The organism is Mycobacterium sp. ENV421, assembly GCF_002887815.1.
GTDB lineage: Bacteria > Actinomycetota > Actinomycetes > Mycobacteriales > Mycobacteriaceae > Mycobacterium.
In genome coordinates this window covers 125337-144664 of record NZ_PDHO01000007.1, presented here as the reverse complement: position 1 = coordinate 144664, position 19328 = coordinate 125337, and the positions used below count along the sequence as shown (strand labels likewise).

Below are 19328 nucleotides of genomic sequence, written 5' to 3'. Positions count from 1 at the left end.
GCAATAGAAAAAGCCCCCGCCGAAGCGGGGGCTTTTCCTTGATCAGCTAGCGGTAGTCCTACCGGTAATCCGAGTAGCCGTAATCGTCCAACGGCACCGCGGCACCGGTGGCCTGGCCGAAGTCCGGGCTGTAGTACTGATCCTCGTAGGACGGGATCGTGTACGCCGCAGCGCGGGCTTCCTCGGTCGGCTGCACCTGGATGTTGCGGTAGCGGTTGATACCGGTACCGGCCGGGATCAGCTTGCCGATGATCACGTTCTCCTTCAGACCCTGCAGCTTGTCGCTGCGGCAGTTGATCGCCGCATCGGTCAGCACGCGAGTGGTCTCCTGGAACGACGCCGCCGACAGCCACGAATCGGTGGCCAGCGACGCCTTGGTGATACCCATCAGCACCGGACGGCCGGCCGCGGGCTCGGCGCCCTCGGCAACGACACGCCGGTTCTCCGACTCGAACTCGCCGCGCTCGGTCAGCGAGCCGGGCAGGAACTCCGTTGCGCCCGAATCGATGATCGTGACGCGCCGCAGCATCTGCCGGACGATGACCTCGATGTGCTTGTCGTGGATCGACACGCCCTGCGCCCGGTAGACCTCCTGGACTTCCTTGACAAGGTGGATCTGCACCTTGCGCGGGCCCTCGATCCGCAGCACCTCGTGCGGGTCGGCCGAGCCCTCGAGGAGCTGCTGGCCCACCTCGACATGGTCACCGTTGACCAGCAGTCGCTCGGAACCGTCGTCGTGCTTGAACACCTTCAACCGCTGACGCTTGGAGAGCTTGTCGTACACGACCTCCTCGCTCCCGTCGTCGGGAACGATGGTGATCTTGTAGAACTTGTCGGTCTCCTCCAGCTGGACCCGACCGGCGACATCGGCGATCGGTGCGCGGTTCCGCGGAATACGCGCCTCGAACAGCTCCTGCACGCGGGGCAGACCGCCGACGATGTCGGCGCCACCGGTGACACCACCCTGGTGGAAGGTGCGCATGGTCAGCTGAGTGCCGGGCTCACCGATGGACTGCGCGGCCACGATGCCGACGGCCTCGCCGATGTCCACCAGCTTGCCGGTGGCCATCGAACGGCCGTAACACATCGCGCACACACCCGAGGCGCTGGTGCAGGTGAGCACCGAGCGGACCTTGACCGAGGTGATGCCGGCCTCCAGCAGGGCGTCGATCGCCGGATCGCCGAGATCGTGCCCGGCCGTGACGACGACGTTGCCCTTCTCGTCGACCGCGTCCGCGGCCAGCGTGCGGGCGTACGCCGAGGTCTCGACGTGCGGATCCCGGATCAGGCTGCCGTCGGCCTGGAGCTCGGCCAGGTCGACCAGGATGCCGCGCTCGGTACCGCAGTCGTGCTCACGCACGATCACGTCCTGGCTGACGTCCACCAGACGACGGGTCAGGTAACCCGAGTCGGCGGTACGAAGTGCGGTGTCCGCCAGACCCTTTCGGGCGCCGTGGGTGTTGATGAAGTACTCCAGCACCGTCAGGCCCTCGCGGAACGAGGACTTGATCGGCCGCGGGATGAACTCACCCTTCGGGTTGGTCACCAGACCCTTCATGCCGGCCAGCGTCCGAGTCTGGGTGAAGTTACCCGTCGCACCGGAATCCACGATCGTGATGATCGGGTTGTCGTTGGGGTAGTGCGCCCGCAACGCGTTACCGACCTCTTCGGTGGCTTCCTTCCACAGCTCGACAAGAGCGTCGTTGCGCTCCTGCTTGTTGAGCGCGCCGCGCTGGTACTTCTTCTCGATCCCGTCGGCTTCGGCCTCGTAACGCTCGAGGATCTCCTGCTTCTCCGGCGGCACGATGACGTCCGCCATCGACACCGTCACACCCGAACGGGTGGCCCAGTGGAAACCGGCATCCTTGAGCTTGTCGACGGTCTGCGCGACCACGATCATCGGGTAGCGCTCGGCCAGATCGTTGATGATCCGGGCCTGGACCTTCTTGTGCATCTGCTCGTTGACGAACGGATACCCCTGCGGCAGAAGCTCATTGAAGAGCACCCGGCCCAGCGTGGTCTCGGCGGTCCAGGCATTGCCCGGGCGCCAGCCGTTCTCGCCGAACAGCTCGTTCTCGACCTCGTGCGGCGGACGCAGCTGCGTCAGGCGCACCTTGATCTGAGCGCGAACCGACAGTGCACCACGGTCCATCGCCATGATCGCCTCGGCCGGCGAGCTGTACACACCGGTCTCCGGCGCATCCTTGGCGGCAGCGGTGTACTCACCCTTTTCGCCGGCAACCAGCGTGGTCAGGAAGTACAGCCCGGTGACCATGTCCAGACGCGGCATGGCCAGCGGCTTGCCCGACGCCGGGGACAGGATGTTGTTGCTCGACAGCATCAGGATGCGGGCCTCGGCCTGCGCCTCGGCGCTCAGCGGCAGGTGAACCGCCATCTGGTCGCCGTCGAAGTCGGCGTTGAACGCCTCACAGACCAGCGGGTGCAGCTGGATGGCCTTACCCTCCACCAGCTGCGGCTCGAAGGCCTGGATACCGAGGCGGTGCAGCGTGGGTGCACGGTTCAGCAGCACCGGATGCTCGGCGATGACCTCTTCGAGGACATCCCACACCTGGGGACGCTGACGCTCCACCATCCGCTTGGCGCTCTTGATGTTCTGCGCGTGGTTGAGATCGACCAGACGCTTCATCACGAACGGCTTGAACAGCTCGAGAGCCATCAGCTTCGGCAGACCGCACTGGTGCAGCTTGAGCTGCGGACCGACCACGATGACCGAACGGCCCGAGTAGTCGACGCGCTTACCGAGCAGGTTCTGACGGAACCGGCCCTGCTTGCCCTTGAGCAGATCGGACAGCGACTTCAGCGGACGGTTGCCCGGCCCGGTGACGGGCCGGCCGCGACGGCCGTTGTCGAACAGCGCGTCGACCGACTCCTGCAGCATCCGCTTCTCGTTGTTGACGATGATCTCGGGAGCCCCGAGGTCGATCAGTCGCTTCAACCGGTTGTTGCGGTTGATCACGCGGCGGTACAGATCGTTGAGGTCGGAGGTCGCGAAGCGGCCACCGTCGAGCTGGACCATCGGGCGCAGCTCCGGCGGAATCACCGGCACCGCGTCGAGGACCATGCCCATCGGCGAGTTGCCCGACTGCTGGAACGCGGCGACCACCTTCAGGCGCTTGAGGGCGCGAAGCTTCTTCTGCCCCTTGCCGTTACGGATGGTGTCGCGCAGGCTCTCGGCCTCGGCGTCGATGTCGAAGGTCTCGATGAGCTTCTGGATCGACTCCGCACCCATCGAGCCCTGGAAGTACTCGCCGTAGCGGTCGACCAGCTCGCGGTACAGGTTCTCGTCGACGATGAGCTGCTTGACGGCCAGCTTGGTGAAGGTCGTCCAGATCTCGTCGAGCCGGTCCAGCTCACGCTGGGCCCGGTCGCGCAGCTGACGCATCTCGCGCTCGCCACCGTCGCGCACCTTGCGGCGCACGTCGGACTTGGCACCCTCGGCCTCGAGCTCGGCCAGGTCGGCTTCGAGCTTCTGGGCGCGGGCCTCCAGATCGGAGTCACGCTGATCGGCGACAGCCTTCTTCTCCACCTCCATCTCGGCTTCGAGAGTGGAGAGCTCGTTGTGGCGCATCTCGTCGTCGACCGCGGTGATCACGTAGGCGGCGAAGTAGATGATCTTCTCGAGATCCTTCGGCGCCAAGTCCAGCAGATAGCCCAAGCGCGACGGAACGCCCTTGAAGTACCAGATGTGCGTGACCGGTGCGGCCAGCTCGATGTGGCCCATCCGCTCGCGGCGCACCTTGGCGCGAGTGACCTCGACGCCGCAGCGCTCGCAGATGATGCCCTTGAAGCGGACGCGCTTGTACTTACCGCAGTAGCACTCCCAGTCGCGAGTCGGTCCGAAGATCTTCTCGCAGAACAGGCCGTCCTTCTCTGGCTTGAGCGTGCGGTAGTTGATGGTCTCCGGCTTCTTGACCTCACCGAAGGACCAGGTGCGGATGTCGTCCGCGGTCGCAAGACCGATCCGGAGTTCATCGAAGAAGTTGACGTCTAGCACGTAACTCCCTTTCCCCTTTCGGGACTAGAAATACTAATTAGGCCAAATCCTCGACGGACGCAGATTCATTGCGGGACAGGTTGATTCCGAGGTTCGCGGCAGCCCGCTCCAAGTCCTCGTCGTCACCGTCACGCATCTCGATTGCCGCGCCGTCCGAAGACAGCACCTCAACGTTCAAGCACAGCGACTGCAGCTCCTTGAGCAGCACCTTGAACGACTCCGGAATGCCCGGCTCGGGGATGTTCTCGCCCTTGACGATCGCCTCGTAGACCTTGACCCGGCCGACGGTGTCGTCGGACTTGATGGTCAAGAGCTCCTGCAGCGTGTACGCCGCGCCGTAGGCCTGCATGGCCCAGCACTCCATCTCACCGAACCGCTGACCACCGAACTGCGCCTTACCACCGAGCGGCTGCTGGGTGATCATCGAGTACGGACCGGTCGAGCGGGCGTGGATCTTGTCATCCACCAGGTGGTGCAGCTTGAGGATGTACATGTAGCCGACCGTCACCGGGTACGGGAACGGTTCGCCGCTGCGGCCGTCGTACAGCACAGCCTTGCCGTCACCGTTGACGAGAACCTCGCCGTCACGGTTGGGCAGCGTCGAGCTCAGCAGACCCTGCAGCTCCTCTTCACGAGCACCGTCGAACACCGGCGTCGAGACGATGCTGTTCGGCTCCGACGCGAGCATGTCCTGCGGCAGGTTGGCAGCCCATTCGGGCGTCCCGCCGACCACATCGATGTTCCAGCCGGCCTTGGCCACCCACCCGAGGTGGGTCTCCAGGATCTGGCCGATGTTCATCCGGCGCGGCACACCGTGGGTGTTCAGGATGATGTCCACCGGGGTGCCGTCCGGAAGGAACGGCATGTCCTCGACGGGCAGGATCTTGCCGATGACGCCCTTGTTGCCGTGGCGTCCGGCGAGCTTGTCGCCGTCGGAGATCTTGCGCTTCTGGGCCACGTAGACGCGGACCAGCTCGTTGACGCCGGCGGGCAGCTCGTCATCGTCCTCGCGGGAGAACACCCGGATGCCGATGACCTTGCCGGACTCACCGTGCGGCACCTTCAGCGACGTGTCGCGGACCTCGCGCGCCTTCTCACCGAAGATCGCGCGGAGCAGCCGCTCCTCCGGGGTCAGCTCGGTCTCACCCTTCGGGGTGACCTTGCCGACCAGGATGTCGCCGTCGCGGACCTCGGCGCCGATGCGGATGATGCCGCGCTCGTCGAGATCGGCCAGCACCTCGTCGGAGACGTTCGGGATGTCCCGGGTGATCTCCTCGGCGCCCAGCTTGGTGTCGCGGGCATCGATCTCGTGCTCTTCGATGTGAATCGAGGTGAGCACGTCCTCCTCAACCAGACGGTTGGAGAGGATGATCGCGTCCTCGTAGTTGTGGCCCTCCCACGGCATGACGGCGACGAGCAGGTTCTTGCCCAGCGCCATCTCACCGTTCTCGGTGCACGGACCGTCGGCGAGCACCTGGCCCGACTCGACGCGCTGCCCGGCGTCCACGATCGGACGCTGGTTGGCGCAGGTGCCGTGGTTGGAGCGGGCGAACTTGCGCATCCGGTAGGTGTGCCGGGTGCCGTCGTCGGCCATCACGGTGATGTAGTCGGCGGAGACCTCCTCGACCACACCGGCCTTGTCGGTGACGATGACGTCGCCGGCGTCGATGGCCGCACGCAGCTCCATGCCGGTACCCACCAGCGGTGCCTCGCTACGCACCAGCGGAACCGCCTGGCGCTGCATGTTGGCACCCATCAGGGCACGGTTGGCGTCGTCGTGCTCGAGGAACGGGATCATCGCCGTCGCGACCGACACCATCTGGCGCGGCGAGACGTCCATGAAGTCGACCTCGGTGGCGTCGACGTACTCGACCTCGCCGCCCTTACGGCGGACCAGCACCTTGCTCTCGGTGAAGCGGCCGTCGCCGTCGGTCGGCGAGTTGGCCTGCGCCACGACGTGGCGGTCCTCCTCGTCGGCGGTCAGGTAGTGGATCTCGTCGGTGACCTTGCCGCCCTCGACCTTGCGGTAGGGCGTCTCGATGAAGCCGAACGGGTTCACCCGGGCGTACACCGACAGCGAGCCGATCAGACCGATGTTCGGACCCTCAGGAGTCTCGATCGGGCACATCCGGCCGTAGTGGCTGGAGTGCACGTCGCGGACCTCGAGGCCGGCGCGCTCACGGGACAGACCACCCGGGCCCAGCGCCGACAGGCGGCGCTTGTGGGTCAGACCCGACAGCGGGTTGTTCTGGTCCATGAACTGCGACAGCTGGCTGGTGCCGAAGAACTCCTTGATCGCCGCCACGACGGGACGGATGTTGATCAGGGTCTGCGGCGTGATCGCCTCGACGTCCTGAGTGGTCATCCGCTCGCGGACGACACGCTCCATGCGGGACAGGCCGACCCGGATCTGGTTCTGGATCAGCTCGCCGACGGTGCGCAGGCGACGGTTGCCGAAGTGATCGATGTCGTCGACCTCGACCGGGACCTCGACGCCGCCGGGAGCGGTCATCGTGGTCTGGCCCTCGTGCAGGCGCACCAGGTACTCGATGGTCGCGACGATGTCCTCTTCGGTCAGCGTCGAGCTGGTGATCGGCTGGCCCGCGTTGAGGCCCAGCTTCTTGTTGACCTTGTAGCGACCCACCCGGGCCAGGTCGTAGCGCTTGTCCTTGAAGAACAGGTTCTCCAGCAGGGTCTGCGCCGACTCCTTGGTCGGCGGTTCGCCCGGGCGCAGCTTCCGGTAGATGTCCAGCAGCGCCTCGTCGGTGCCTGCGGTGTTGTCCTTCTCCAGCGTCGACATCATGATCTCGGAGAAGCCGAAGCGCTCCCGGATCTGCTCGTTGGTCCACCCGAGCGCCTTGAGTAGCACGGTGACCGGCTGGCGGCGCTTGCGGTCGATGCGCACACCCACGGTGTCGCGCTTGTCGACGTCGAATTCCAACCACGCACCGCGGCCGGGGATCACCTTGACGCTGTGCAGCGTCTTCTCGGTGGACTTATCGATGCTGTCGTCGAAGTACACACCCGGCGAACGGACCAGCTGGCTCACCACGACACGCTCGGTGCCGTTGATGATGAAGGTGCCCTTCTCGGTCATCATCGGGAAGTCGCCCATGAAGACCGTCTGGCTCTTGATCTCGCCGGTGTTGTTGTTGATGAACTCGGCCGTGACGAACAGCGGGGCCGCGTACGTCATGTCCTTGTCTTTACACTCGTCGACCGGAGCCTTGACCTCGTCGAAACGCGGGTCGGAGAAGCTCAGCGACATCGAGCCGGAGAAGTCCTCGATCGGCGACAGCTCGGTCAGGACCTCTTCGAGGCCACCCACCGGGTTGACGTCACCGCGCGCCTCCGCGATCGCACGCCAGCGCGGCGAGCCGATCAGCCACTCGAACGACTCCGTTTGGACGTCGAGCAGGCCGGGTACTTCTAGCGGCTCGCGCAGCTTCGCGAATGAAATTCGTTTTGGTGCTCCGGGAACGGAGTTAGAAGTAGTAGTCGTTTTGCTCTGGCTAGAGACTGCCAAGATGCATCCTTCCAGCACCTAATGCGACAGACCGGAAGCATCCGGGAGGTCGCGATATCTGCGTCGGTTCGGCTGGCCTACTCGAGGCCCGGCCTTTCCCCGGGACGCACGCGACATGAAACAGGTCTCGAGCTGGAACGTCGTGACTCAGACTTGAGGACCGGTTTGTCAGGTGCAGGTTGAGGTGGGCAGGAGGCAGCCAGCGCAACGTCCAACAATAGCGGAAGACGGCGCATTCCTCAACAAGCTCATGCCGGGCGGGCTGGCGCTGGCTGGCGATCTAGCTACCCATGCACACATGCTGGGAACAGACTGACCCGTTTGCGCCTTTCCGTCAAGGGATAACGCGGCGTTTGGTGTGGAAAATTGCCGGTTGGACCGCCTCAGACGCTCACCGTCGACGGGTACTGCCGCGTCCGGGTGATCGGTCCCCACACCCCGAGTTGCCGGGCCCGGGTCACCAGCGCGCTGTACTCGTCGCTCGGGACGCTCTGGTCCCGGGTGAGGATGTAGCCGGAGAATCCGGTCGGATCGCTGACGATCACCCATTGATAGCTGGGGTCGTAGTCGAGGATCCAGTAGTTCCCGGGTTCGGCGGTGTTCGGCGTCTGGTTGAAGAAGGCGACGTCCAGACGCGTGTTCACGCCGGCGTTGACCGAGACCGCGGTTCCGGTGATCTGGCTCGCCGGGCCGTTGGGTCCGATGTAGTTGCCGGAGTTCTGCACCCCGACCGAGCCGTCGGTGTTCAGGGTATACACCGCTTTGGTGTTGACCAGCCCCCAGGCGAACGGCAGCTTCACACTGCCCTGCTCGTACCAGGGCTGACCGTTGGCGTACTGGGTGACGTCGACCGGCGGCGGCGCCGGCAGGGTGGCCGCCCCGGCCTGGCCCATCACGATCGGCTGGTTGGGGACGTACGTGCCGTCGTTGGGGCTGCCGTAGATGCCGTAGACCGGATCGGTCGGACCCTTGCCCGCATAGATGTCATTGATCCAGCCCGACGCGAACGTTCGTACCGCCGTCTTGCCGCCGGGCGGGGACGGCTTGACGATGATGGTGCTGAGCAGCTCGCCGAGCAGCCCGAAGGGGTTGTTGCCGGCGATGACGTCGGTGTGTGAGCCGTTGTCGATCTGCACGCCGTAGAACTGGTTGCCGTAGAACGCCTGCATCAATTCGGTGGCCACCCCGTAGGCGTTCCAGCGCTGCGGCGGCGCGGCGATCTGGTAGTCCGGGATACCGGCACCGGCCAGGGCGGTCAGCGAGTCGGTGAACAACGGGTCGCGCGAGACGCCGTCGAACATCACCACGCCGAGCAGGTTGTCCACCTGGTCGGTCTGGGTGATCAGCGCGCCGACCGCGGTGGCGAAATTGCCGCCGGCGGAATGGCCGGTGAGCAGGAACTTCTCCGGCAGGGTGCCGCTGAGACCGGCAGCGTTGGCGCTGATGTTCAGCGCCGAGCGGCTGCCCTGGAACATGCCGGCGACCGCCTCGCGCATCTCCGCGCCGCCCAGGTAGCAGCCCGGGCACAGCGGGGTGTTGAACCAGAAGATGTCCGGCACCACCACGATGCTGTTGGTCTCCTGGGCCAACTGCTGGGCCGCGGTGCCGTACCAGTCGTTGAAGCCGAGGAACCCGTGCTGAAGCCAGATCACCCCGTTGGCTGCGACGGTGCCGTCGGCCTGCGTCGGGAAGTACCAGTTGGCCGGGGCGGCGTAGCCGTTCGGGCCGCACGGGATGTTCAGCACCGACGACCCGAACCGGACTCCGGTGACGCCGTTGCCGACCGAGACGACGGGATTGTCGGGGTTCTGCCCGTTGTCACCGCTGTTGACCGGCGCAGGCAGCTGGGCGCCGAAAAGTCTGGCGACCGTGTCGACCAACCCTTTGACGAGCTTGTCGACCGGTCCCAGTTGGTTGGCCTCCGCGGCGGGCAGCCCGACCGCGGCGGTCGGTCCCATGATGATCTGCTGGTTGGCCGCCGGATAGAAGCCGTACTGCGGGGCCTCGGGGGTCGCCCCGGCGTACATGTCGTTGATCCAGCCGTTGCTCAGGGTGTAGACGGCCGCGGTGTTTCCGGCGGGCACCCGCTTGGTCACCAACTGCAGCACCACGTTGAACAGTGGGTTGACCCCCAGCATGGAGTCGACGTGCGAGCCGTTCTGCAGGACCACGCCGATGAACGTGTCGGGAAGGGTCGCCGCCAGGACATTGGTGGTCGCGCCGAACAGGTTCCAGCTCTGCGCCGGTGCGGCGATCTGGTAGATCGGCTTGCCCGCGGCGGCCAGGTCGGCGACCTGGCTGGCGAAGGATCCGGTCAGCGCGCCGTTGGACACGCCGTCGAACATCAGCACGCCCACCAGATCGGACGGGTCGTACTGGGCGTCGGCGCCGTCCAGATAGTCGTCGGCGACGGCGGTGGCGAAGCCGCCCCCTGCCGAGTGGCCGGCCAGGAGGAAGCGCTCCGGGAGTGCCGCCCCGGTGAAGCCGGCCGCGGTGGCGCTGCTCAGCAGGGTGGCGCGGTTCGGTCCGAGCAGAGCCGCCGCGTCCTGTTCGGTGACCACGCAGGTGAGGCAGCCGCCCGAGAATGTCATCGGAATAGAGGACAGGGTCGGCGCCACCACGATGCTGTTGGTCTGCTGCGCCAAGTCCTTGGCCAGCGCCGAGTAGAAGGTGTTGGTGGCCCCGAAGCCGTGCTGGAGCCAGATGACGCCCTGGGCGTCGACGCTGCCGTCGGCCTGGGTCGGGAAGTACCAATCGGCGGCGACGGTCTTACCGATGAATGCCCCGGGCAGGTCCAGCCGGGAGTGACCGACAAGCACACCGGTCACGCCGTTGGTCGGTGCCACCGGCAGCGTGGTCGCTGTGCTCACCGGAGCGCTCGGCGCGGTCGTGGCGGCGGGGATGGTGGTGCGCGGCACCGCCCCCAGGTTGGCGAGCACGCTGAGCGCCGCGCTGGCCAGAAGATCGGATGCCGGTGCCGAGGGTGCCGCGGCCAGCGATCGCATCCCGGCGCGACGTGAGGTGGCGACGCCGGCGGTGACGGTCGTCGGCGCGGATGTGGCGGCAGCCGTGGGGCCGGCTTTCTGGGCGGCGAGAGACGAGCGCGCGGTGCGCGTGGCCGACGACGGCGTGGACGTCCGCTTGCTCGCGCCGGTGGACTTGCCCGCAGCCGAGGACGACGCCTTCGACGACGCTTTCGAACCGGAGCTGTCGCCGTTGTCGGCATGGGCCACCGCGGAGCCGGACAGCAGGGCCGCACCCAACCCCACCACCATCGCGCCGGTGCCCAACAAGACCTGACGTTGCGTCATCGCTGACCCGCCTCCCCAAATTGACGATCCGGCAAAAGCTACTCAGTGCCAGCCCATTTCGGGATCGAAATCCCATCCGCGGGCCGGGATGTCATCGATTCGTCAGGCGGCGATCGAGCCCACCAAACCCGACGGTCGCGTAGCACCTAGTCGCCTCCTCCTGCGCGATCGGGCCAAACGCTAACCCAGCAAATCGCCGCAATAATGCGAATTGGCCAAAGCGTCATTTCCTGCGAGCGCCGCAGTCGAACGTGCGGATCCGGATTCTCACCCGAAAAGCGAAAGGCCCCAACCGATTTCGGTTGGGGCCTTTCGCTGATAGTTAGCTCAGGTCAGTTGCCCTCTTCGCCGGCGAAGGTATGGCTGGGCAGCTTGTGGGTGCCGTCGAGGTCATCGCGGATGGCCTCCTGGGCGGCCGGGGGCAGGGTGTGCAGGATCTGGCGCACCCGCTCCTGGCGGCGTCGAACGGCGTCGCGTTCCGGGATGCCCGGGGTGACCGTCAGCTGCGGCGGCACGCCCTCGATTTCCTCGACACCGCCGTCGTGGTGACCGGCATCGACCAAGGCCTGCTCCTCGGCCATCGTCGACTCGTCCTTCTCCTCCGACATGCCGATCGGGCCGATACGGCGACCGTTGAGGAACTGACGCACCACCGGCTCGTCACTGGTCAGCAGCACCTCGCGGGGACCGAACATGACCAGGTGCTTGCGGAACAGCATGCCGATGTTGTCGGGAACCGTACGGGCGATGTTGATGTTGTGCGTCACGATCAGGATCGTGGCGTCGATCTGAGCGTTGATGTCGATCAGCAGCTGGCTCAGGTACGCGGTGCGGACCGGGTCCAGACCGGAGTCGGGCTCGTCGCAGAGGATGATCTGCGGGTCGAGCACCAGTGAGCGGGCCAGGCCGGCACGCTTGCGCATGCCGCCGGAGATCTCACCGGGGAACTTGTTCTCGTCGCCACCCAAGCCGACCATGTCGAGCTTTTCCATGACGATCTGGCGGATTTCGCTTTCCTTCTTCTTCGTGTGCTCACGAAGCGGGAAGGCGGTGTTGTCGAAGAGGTTCATCGAGCCGAACAGCGCGCCGTCCTGGAACATGACGCCGAACAGCGTGCGGATCTCGTAGAGCTCCTTGGCCGAGCACTCGATGATGTTGGTGCCGTCGACGATGATCTTGCCGCGCTCGGGGCGCAGCAGACCGATCAACGACTTCAAGAACACGGATTTACCGGTACCCGACGGGCCCAGCAGCACGCTGACCTCACCGGCGGGGATATCGAGGGTGACGTCTTCCCAAATTCGCTGGGAACCGAATGACTTAGTCAGCCCCTCGACCTGAATAGCAATACCCACGCCAGATCCTTCCGCCCACACCGGTCAGCCACTGCCTCGATGGCCTGTGGTTTGAGTCACTGTAGCGCACGGCCACTCCTGCCACTCGGGTTGTGTCACTACGGTTATTGACGCTCGTAAAACTGTGATGGTCGCGTCCGGCCCCCGCGCGAGCCGTTGCGGTAACTGCACAAAAGCGCCGACAACGAGAAGGCCCCCGGACGAATCCGGGGGCCTCCTTCGGTGATACCGAAACTACTTGACGGTGACCGTCGCGCCAGCGGCCTCGAGCTTGGCCTTGGCGTCGTCGGCGGCCTCCTTGTTGACCTTCTCGAGCAGCGGCTTGGGGGCGCCGTCGACGAGGTCCTTGGCTTCCTTGAGGCCCAGGCCGGAGACGATCTCACGGACGACCTTGATGACGCCGATCTTCTTGTCGCCGGCACCCTCGAGGATGACGTCGAATTCCGACTGCTCCTCGGCGGCCTCGGCGGCAGCGCCACCGGCGGCGGGGCCGGCAGCCGCAACGGCGACCGGAGCGGCGGCGGTGACGTCGAAGGTCTCCTCGAACTGCTTCACGAACTCAGAGAGCTCCAGCAGGGTCATTTCCTTGAACGCGTCGAGCAGTTCGTCGGTGGACAGCTTTGCCATGGTGATTCCTTATCTGTGTGCTTTGTGGTGGTTTGTCTTAGGCAGCGGGTTCGGCGGAACCCTCTGCAGCCTTCTTCTCTTGCAGAGCTGCGGCCAGGCGTGCGACCTGGGACGCGGGCGCCACGAACAGCGCCGCGGCCTGGGACTGCTTCGCCTTCATTGCGCCGGCCAGCTTGGACAGCAGCACCTCGCGCGACTCGAGATCGGCGATGCGCTCGACCTCGGAGACGGTCAGCGCGCGACCGTCCATGTAGCCGCCCTTGATGACCAGTGCCTTGTTTTCCTTGGCGAACTTCTTGATCGCCTTGGCGGCGTCAACGGGTTCGCCCTGGATGAACGCGATGGCGGTCGGACCGGCGAAGAGTTCGTCGAGACCCTCGACACCCGCCTCGGACGCCGCCCGCTTCACCAAGGTGTTCTTGGCAACGGTGTAGCTGGTTCCGGCACCCAGCGACCTACGCAGCTCGGCAAGGTTGGACACCGTCAGGCCGCGGTACTCGGTGACGACGGTGGCCGTCGCCTCCTTGAACTTCTCGGCGATGTCGGCGACCGCGGTGGCCTTTTCAGGCTTAGCCATGCTTGCCTCCTCGTGATGGTTGGGACGTCCACCAACCGACGAGCGAGAAAGCCAGAAATCACAAACGCCCCGACACAGGACTGGTCGGGGCGCACAGAAAAATACTGTTACCTCGTCCTCCTGCGCGGGCCGCCCGGGAATCCGGGACCTTCAACCGATTGCTCGGTGACCGACGGTCTTCGGTGGAACTGAGCAAGAATAGCGTGCACTCCCCGGATCAGCCAAAACGGACGGGAACAGCTGGTCAACCACGCAGCAGCGCGGCCGCCCCCACCAGGCCCGCCTCCCCGCCCAGCGCGGCAGGGACCACCCGCAGCCCGGACAGGAACTCCAGTCCGGCGAAGGTGCGCAGTTCCTCGTGTAGCGGGTCGAATAGCACCGGCCCGGCCTTGGCCACGCCACCACCGAGGACGACGAGGTCCAGGTCGCAGACCGCACCCACCGAGGCGATCATCGCGGCGATGGCACGGGCGCCACGGCGAAACGCCGCCACGGCCACCTGATTTCCGGTGGCAGCGACCTCGGCCAGTTCCTTGGCGTCGGCACCGTCCCAGCCCTGCGCGCGGGCCCACTGCGCCAGATGCGGTCCGCTGGCGATCGCTTCCGCGCAGCCGCGGCCGCCGCAGGTGCAGGGCGGTCCGTCGGTGTCGACGACGACGTGGCCGACGTGACCGGCGTTGCCGGTGCGCCCGTGATAGGGCGCACCGTCGAGGATCAGTCCGCCGCCGATCCCGGTGGACACGACCATGCCGAGCAGGAACGCCGCACCCTGGCCGGCCCCGCGCCAATGCTCGCCGAGCGCCATGCACAGCCCGTCGCCGCCGAGGCGCACCGGCACATCGGGGACCGCCGCGACCACGCGTTCGACGACCGGGAAGTTGCGCCATGCCGGGATGTTGATGGGGCTGATGGTTCCGTCGGGCAGGTGGATCGGGCCGGCCGACGAGATGCCGACACCGTCAACGGGGCCGCCGGCGGCGGTGAGCGCGTCGGCGATGGCGCGACCGGCCGCGGCCCACACCTGATCGGGGTCGTCGGTGTGCGGGGTGGGTTGCCGGGTTTCGTACGACAGTTTGCCGTCGGCGTCGACGAGGCCGGCGGCGATCTTCGTGCCGCCGATGTCGACTGCGAGTGTCGTGACCATCAGTGTTTGTGGGTGTTGTCGGGCTGGCGCGGGTCGCCGGGGTGTTCGTAGCCGGGGGCCAGCCACACCAGGTCGGCATGACGCTGACCGAGCCACATCCGGAAGTGGCGCCGCCGGGCCGCACCGAGCAGCACCGCCGCGATCAGTGGGCGAACGTCGGCCAGAGCGGGCTCGCTGGCCACCCGCCAGCCACCAGTGTCGGCGAAGCGCAGGAACCGCCGCGGATTTCTGGCGTGAAAGTCCGTCACGGCGTCGGCGTCGACCTCGACGGCACCGGTGATGTGCGCGAAAACCGCCCGGGCGATCGGGGCCGCCAGCACCGCGGCGGCGATGCTGCCGATCTCCAGCCGCGCGGTGGAGTCGGGCAGCAGGTCGTCCTCGTCGGGCGTCGACTCCGTCACGCTCACCCCGAGCGCCTCCGCTTCGCGGGCCACCAGCTTCTCGGCGACCAGCAGTTGGGTGAGCCAGCGCCGCAGCTGGCGTCCTTCACTGGTGTGCGGTCGGGGCAGTGCCACGACTTGGGGTGCGGCGCGCAGTGCGGCTTCGCGGTCGTCGACCTCGCCGACCGCGACATCCACCCCGGCGACGGTCGCGACCAAACTCATCGGACCGTCACCGCCACCGCCGGTGTGTAGAGCAGCCGGCCCGCGCATCCGATCCGGACCACCGCCCACCACTGCCCGGGTGTCGTCCACGGCGGCGGCGCAACATCGAAGGCGACCTCGATTTCCGATCCCGCGCCGACGACGGCGCCGCACGACGCGGGCCCGATCCACTCCCAGGTCCCCCACGGGCTGATTACGTGGGCTTCCAGGGACAGGTCGGTGCGCGCGGCGCTGGCGACGGTGACGGCCAGGCGGGCCTGCTCCCCCGCGGTGACGACGATGTCGGACGGTTCACCGACTAAGCCCACCAGCGTGCCGGGGCTACCCACCGAGACCACGCAGACGTCTTCGACCGGTTGTTTCCACGCCGCGGGCACGTCACCGGACAACGTGAGCTGTGCGCGGATGGGGTAGTCGCCGGATTCCGCATCCGGCGGCGCGGTCACCGCGACCTCCGCTTCGCGGTGATGGCCGGTGGTCAGTTCGAAGGGCAGCACATCGGGTTCGACCGTCCACCCGCGCGGTCCGCGCAGGCGCACCTGCCCGGCCAGGGTGGCGTCGCTGCAGTCGCTGGCGGCGGTCAGTCGCAGCCGCACCTGGCGGCCGGGCTCGACGGTGACGGCCTCGGGGTGCAGGTGCGCGACGGCAGGTAGACCGCCCAGCGGGGCCGGGCCGCGGTTGTGCAGCCAGTAGCGGGCGTACAACGGCTGCGCGTTCTCGGTGTCCGGGGCCAGTGCGGCACCGTCGGCGTCCAGCACGGCGTGGACGTTCAGCCGGGCCAGCAGGGTCGCGATCTGGTAGCCGTGCAGCCGCAGGGGTGGCTCGTCGCAACCACGGGCAGCTTCCAGCAGGTCGGCTGACACCACCGCCGACACTGCGCCCACCCCGGACGACAGTGCGACTTGGGTTGTCGTACCACGAGTTTCGACCAGCCGGATGGTGACGTCCTCGGGGTCGACGGCGGCGGAACTTCCGGTGGCGGTCGGGTTGCCCCCGATCTTGAGCGCGGCAAGATGAAGTGCGCCGGCCGGTTCGACGCGCAGCAACGAGCCGTCGGCAGAGAGGGTTTCGACCCCCTGATCCGCCACCACGCACACCATCGGGTGGGCGAACTCGGCACTGCGAGAGGGCATCTCACAGGACCGCCAGTCACCGCGTCCGGACACCAGGGCGAAGTCGAAGGTGTGGGTCCAATGCTGCAGCTGGAAGTTGGATCCGTCGGGAGCTGTGCGCCGCGGCGGGTCGATCCACACCCCGGACGGCCAGCCGGTGCACGAGCGCATCAGCGAGCTGTGCAGCGTCTGGTCGGGTTCGACGGCGAAGCCCGGCACGCCGCGGTTGAGCAGGGCGACGGTGCGTGATTCGAACTCGCCGAGGCCGGACGGCGCGTCCTGGCTGACGTCGATCTGGGCGTCGCCGAGGTCCTCGACGACGGTGGCGACGGCCCCGTCCCCTGCGACGATCAGCACCGGCAACGCGAGCACGCCGCGAAGGTCGGCGTCGGGCTGCCATACCGCCGTTAGCGACTCACGCGCCGGGACCCACACCCGCGCCCGCCCGGATTGCGAAAGTTGTTGGCGCAGTTCGGTGGTGTAGGCGGGATCGGCCGCGGCGAGCACCGCCGCGGTGAACGCGTTGTCCTCGGGGCCGCCGACCGCGATCCGGGCGTCCGGCAGGTTGGAGTCGACGTCGAGGTGCCCGTAGCGCGGGTGTCCGGCAGCGCTGCAAGTCGCCGTCACTCCGGCGCGCACCAGGGCGACCATCAGCTCGCGGGCCTCGGAGGTGTCCTCGGTGGGGACGATCACTTCGGCCACCGACACGGCCCGTATGCCGGAGCCGACCTGGATGCGGGCCGCCGACGAGAGGCCGAACCAGCCTTGCGCCGGATTGTCCAGTGTCCATGGATGTTCAGCGGAGTCGACAGCGCGATCCTCCCCCGACGCGTGGTCGTGCAGCAGCCCGAACCCGCGTCCGATCACGGCGTCACCGACCTCGCTGACCGGCAGCGCACCGGGTACCGGACAGGGCCAGCGCAGCCGCACCAGCCGGTCGGCTCCGGTGAACTCGTCGATGGTGGTGCTGGTGTCCACCCGGTCGATGCCGTGCCAGAGCGTGAGCACCTGGGTGTAGCGCAGCAGCTCGCCGATGCGGCCGGTCACGATGATCCGCTCACCGAGCGGGCTGTGATACGCCTGAACCGAATCCGCAACGGCTGCAGACGAACACGTCACGGGGCCGGTCGGCAGCAGATGCCATGGCCCCTCCCCTGCCTGCGGGTGCGCCGGATACTCCTCGTAGACGGCCAGTTCGTTGCCGACGCGACCCTTGGCGATGAGTTCGCGATCGGTCGCCACCTCCACCAGCGACACCACGGCGCCCCCGCGAGCCGGGTCGACCCGCAACCTGTGGCGGGAGTTGGCGATCTCGACGCCGTCGACGGGAAACCACCCGGTCGGCTCCCACGTGGCCACCAGCTGGTAGCTGCGCCAGCCGAGGGAATCGACGCCGTCGGCCCGAAAGCTCACCAGGTGGCCGTCGGCGGAGACGACGGCGGGATGCGTCACCCCCGCGGAGTCCACCACCGCCACTCCGGGGCCGAACGGCGTCGTCAGCCGGGCGGTCACTATATCGGTTCGCTTGTGCGCCAAGGGATTCCATACGACGACCGAACCAGGCTCGGGCGCGACGGCCCGCGACAGCAGATCCAGCGCCCCGGATCGGGCGGTCGAGCCGAGCTCCCACGCGTCGCGCCAGCTGGTCAGCAGGTCGAGGTACACCTGATCTGATTCCGAGCCGGTGATGCCGTCGTGGTGGGCGCCGTAAGCCAGCTGTACCCAGGCCTTGGCCAGGGCGGCTTCCGGATAGCGGGCACCGGAGAGCAGCGCCGCGAACACCGCGAACCGCTCGGCGCCCAGCACCGCATCCTCGGCGGCCCGGTTGGCCTGCTTGGTGTCGATGTACGACACGTCCTTGCCGGTGTAGATCGGGTTCATGTCCCGGGTCTGCGGTGACGGCGTCACCCCGCGCTGTGCAATCTCGGCGCGCACGGCGGCGAAGAATTCCGACGGCAGGGCGCAGACGAACCGCGGCCAGGTGTAGCGGGCGTTCCAGTCACGATGGATCTCGGTGACCCAGGCATTGGGCGGGGTGTAGTCGGTGCCGACCGGCAGCAGCACATTGCGGGTCAGTGCCACCGATTTCAGTTCGGCGAACAGGTGATAGGTGGCCTGCTCGGCGTCGGCGAGCGTCGCCGCGGAGTCCATCCACCAGCCGGCCGAGTAGTGCGCGGGCATGTAGTGCGTCAGCAGCCCGAGTCCCGACGGCGCGATCCACTCGAACTCGCTTGGGAACTGCATACGTCTGGGGTCGCCCTCGGCTGCCATCGGCCCCCACTGATGGTGCGGTCCGCGGGCCCACGAGCTCGACGTCAGCCCGGCGTCGGCGGCCATGCCGGGGAATTGCGGGTCGTGACCGAACACGTCGAGCTGCCAGGCGGTCGCGGGGTCGGCACCCAGCACGTCGCGCTGGTAGCCGACGCCGTGCACGAAGTTGCGGATCGCGGTCTCGGCGCCGACCAGGTTGGTGTTCGGCTCGTTGTAGGTCCCGCCCATCACCTCCACCCGCGAGTCGGCGATGAACCGGCGCAGATCGGCACGGTCTTGCGGGTGGGTGTCGAAATAGGGCTTCAGATAGTCCACTTCGGCGAGCACGAACTTGTAATCCGGGTCGCGGCGGGCCATTTCGAGGTGGGCGGCCACCAACGCGAACCCGTTGTTCTGCCGGGCACGTCCTGGCGGGTTCTCGGTCCACACGCTGGTGTAGGCGGCCTGGGTGTTCCACCACACCGGGTCGTAGTGGAAGTGGCTGACCATGTACATGGTCCAGCCCGGCTCGGCGACGGTGAGCTGGAATGGGAATTCGGCATCGTGGCCGACGGCGCGGGCTGTTCGACGCGCGCCGGGCACCGGGCGCTCGATCCGGACCGGGACCTCCACCACGCCGTCGCCGCGCGGCACCGCAACGTCCTCGGAGTGCACGCCGTCGCCGAGAATCCGCACGACGCCGGCGTCGGCCGCGCGGTAGCCGACACGGACCACCTGAAGCGGCGCATCGGGCGGTCCGACGAAGAGCTCCGTCGACTCCGCGGAGGTTATCCGCACGCCAGCAA

The 19328-nt window shown here is 67.2% G+C and carries 9 protein-coding genes; all 9 read right to left on the bottom strand.

Annotation, left to right across the window (positions count from 1 at the left end; genetic code table 11):
* Positions 1 to 58 precede the first annotated feature (58 nt).
* The 9 genes from CRM90_RS11490 to CRM90_RS11445 all read right to left on the bottom strand — a co-directional run bounded on the left by CRM90_RS11490 (position 59) and on the right by CRM90_RS11445 (position 19320).
* Entirely contained in the window at positions 59 to 4015 is a 3957-nt protein-coding gene (locus CRM90_RS11490) for a DNA-directed RNA polymerase subunit beta' (protein ID WP_102807097.1), read from the bottom strand.
* Between the two features lie 37 nt (positions 4016 to 4052).
* Positions 4053 to 7541 carry a DNA-directed RNA polymerase subunit beta gene (gene rpoB, locus CRM90_RS11485; RefSeq protein WP_370509322.1) on the bottom strand — a complete coding sequence of 1163 codons (3489 nt, stop codon included), beginning with the start codon at positions 7539 to 7541 and terminating at the stop codon, positions 4053 to 4055.
* A gap of 383 nt (positions 7542 to 7924) precedes the next feature.
* The gene (locus CRM90_RS11480; protein ID WP_142391360.1) at positions 7925 to 10852 is read right to left on the bottom strand and encodes a lipocalin family protein; all 2928 of its coding nucleotides are present in this window, start codon (positions 10850 to 10852) and stop codon (positions 7925 to 7927) included.
* A 332-nt stretch (positions 10853 to 11184) separates the two neighbouring features.
* A complete protein-coding gene (locus tag CRM90_RS11470) occupies positions 11185 to 12207 on the bottom strand; it encodes an ABC transporter ATP-binding protein (RefSeq protein ID WP_102807093.1) in 1023 nt (340 codons plus the stop codon).
* 234 nt (positions 12208 to 12441) lie between these two features.
* Positions 12442 to 12834, bottom strand: coding sequence for a 50S ribosomal protein L7/L12 (rplL, locus tag CRM90_RS11465; protein WP_099249671.1), 393 nt, complete (start codon positions 12832 to 12834; stop codon positions 12442 to 12444).
* A 37-nt stretch (positions 12835 to 12871) separates the two neighbouring features.
* Complete coding sequence (gene rplJ / locus CRM90_RS11460; RefSeq protein ID WP_036343445.1) at positions 12872 to 13411, bottom strand: 50S ribosomal protein L10; 540 nt, start codon at positions 13409 to 13411, stop codon at positions 12872 to 12874.
* A gap of 244 nt (positions 13412 to 13655) precedes the next feature.
* Positions 13656 to 14555, bottom strand: a complete 900-nt coding sequence (locus CRM90_RS11455; protein WP_102807092.1) for an ROK family protein — start codon at positions 14553 to 14555, stop codon at positions 13656 to 13658.
* Positions 14555 to 15160 carry a DUF7158 domain-containing protein gene (locus CRM90_RS11450; protein ID WP_199189862.1) on the bottom strand — a complete coding sequence of 202 codons (606 nt, stop codon included), beginning with the start codon at positions 15158 to 15160 and terminating at the stop codon, positions 14555 to 14557. The genes CRM90_RS11455 and CRM90_RS11450 overlap by 1 nt, the downstream gene beginning before the upstream one ends.
* Entirely contained in the window at positions 15157 to 19320 is a 4164-nt protein-coding gene (locus CRM90_RS11445; protein ID WP_102807193.1) for a glycoside hydrolase family 38 N-terminal domain-containing protein, read from the bottom strand. The genes CRM90_RS11450 and CRM90_RS11445 overlap by 4 nt, the downstream gene beginning before the upstream one ends.
* Between the last annotated feature and the right edge of the window lie 8 nt (positions 19321 to 19328).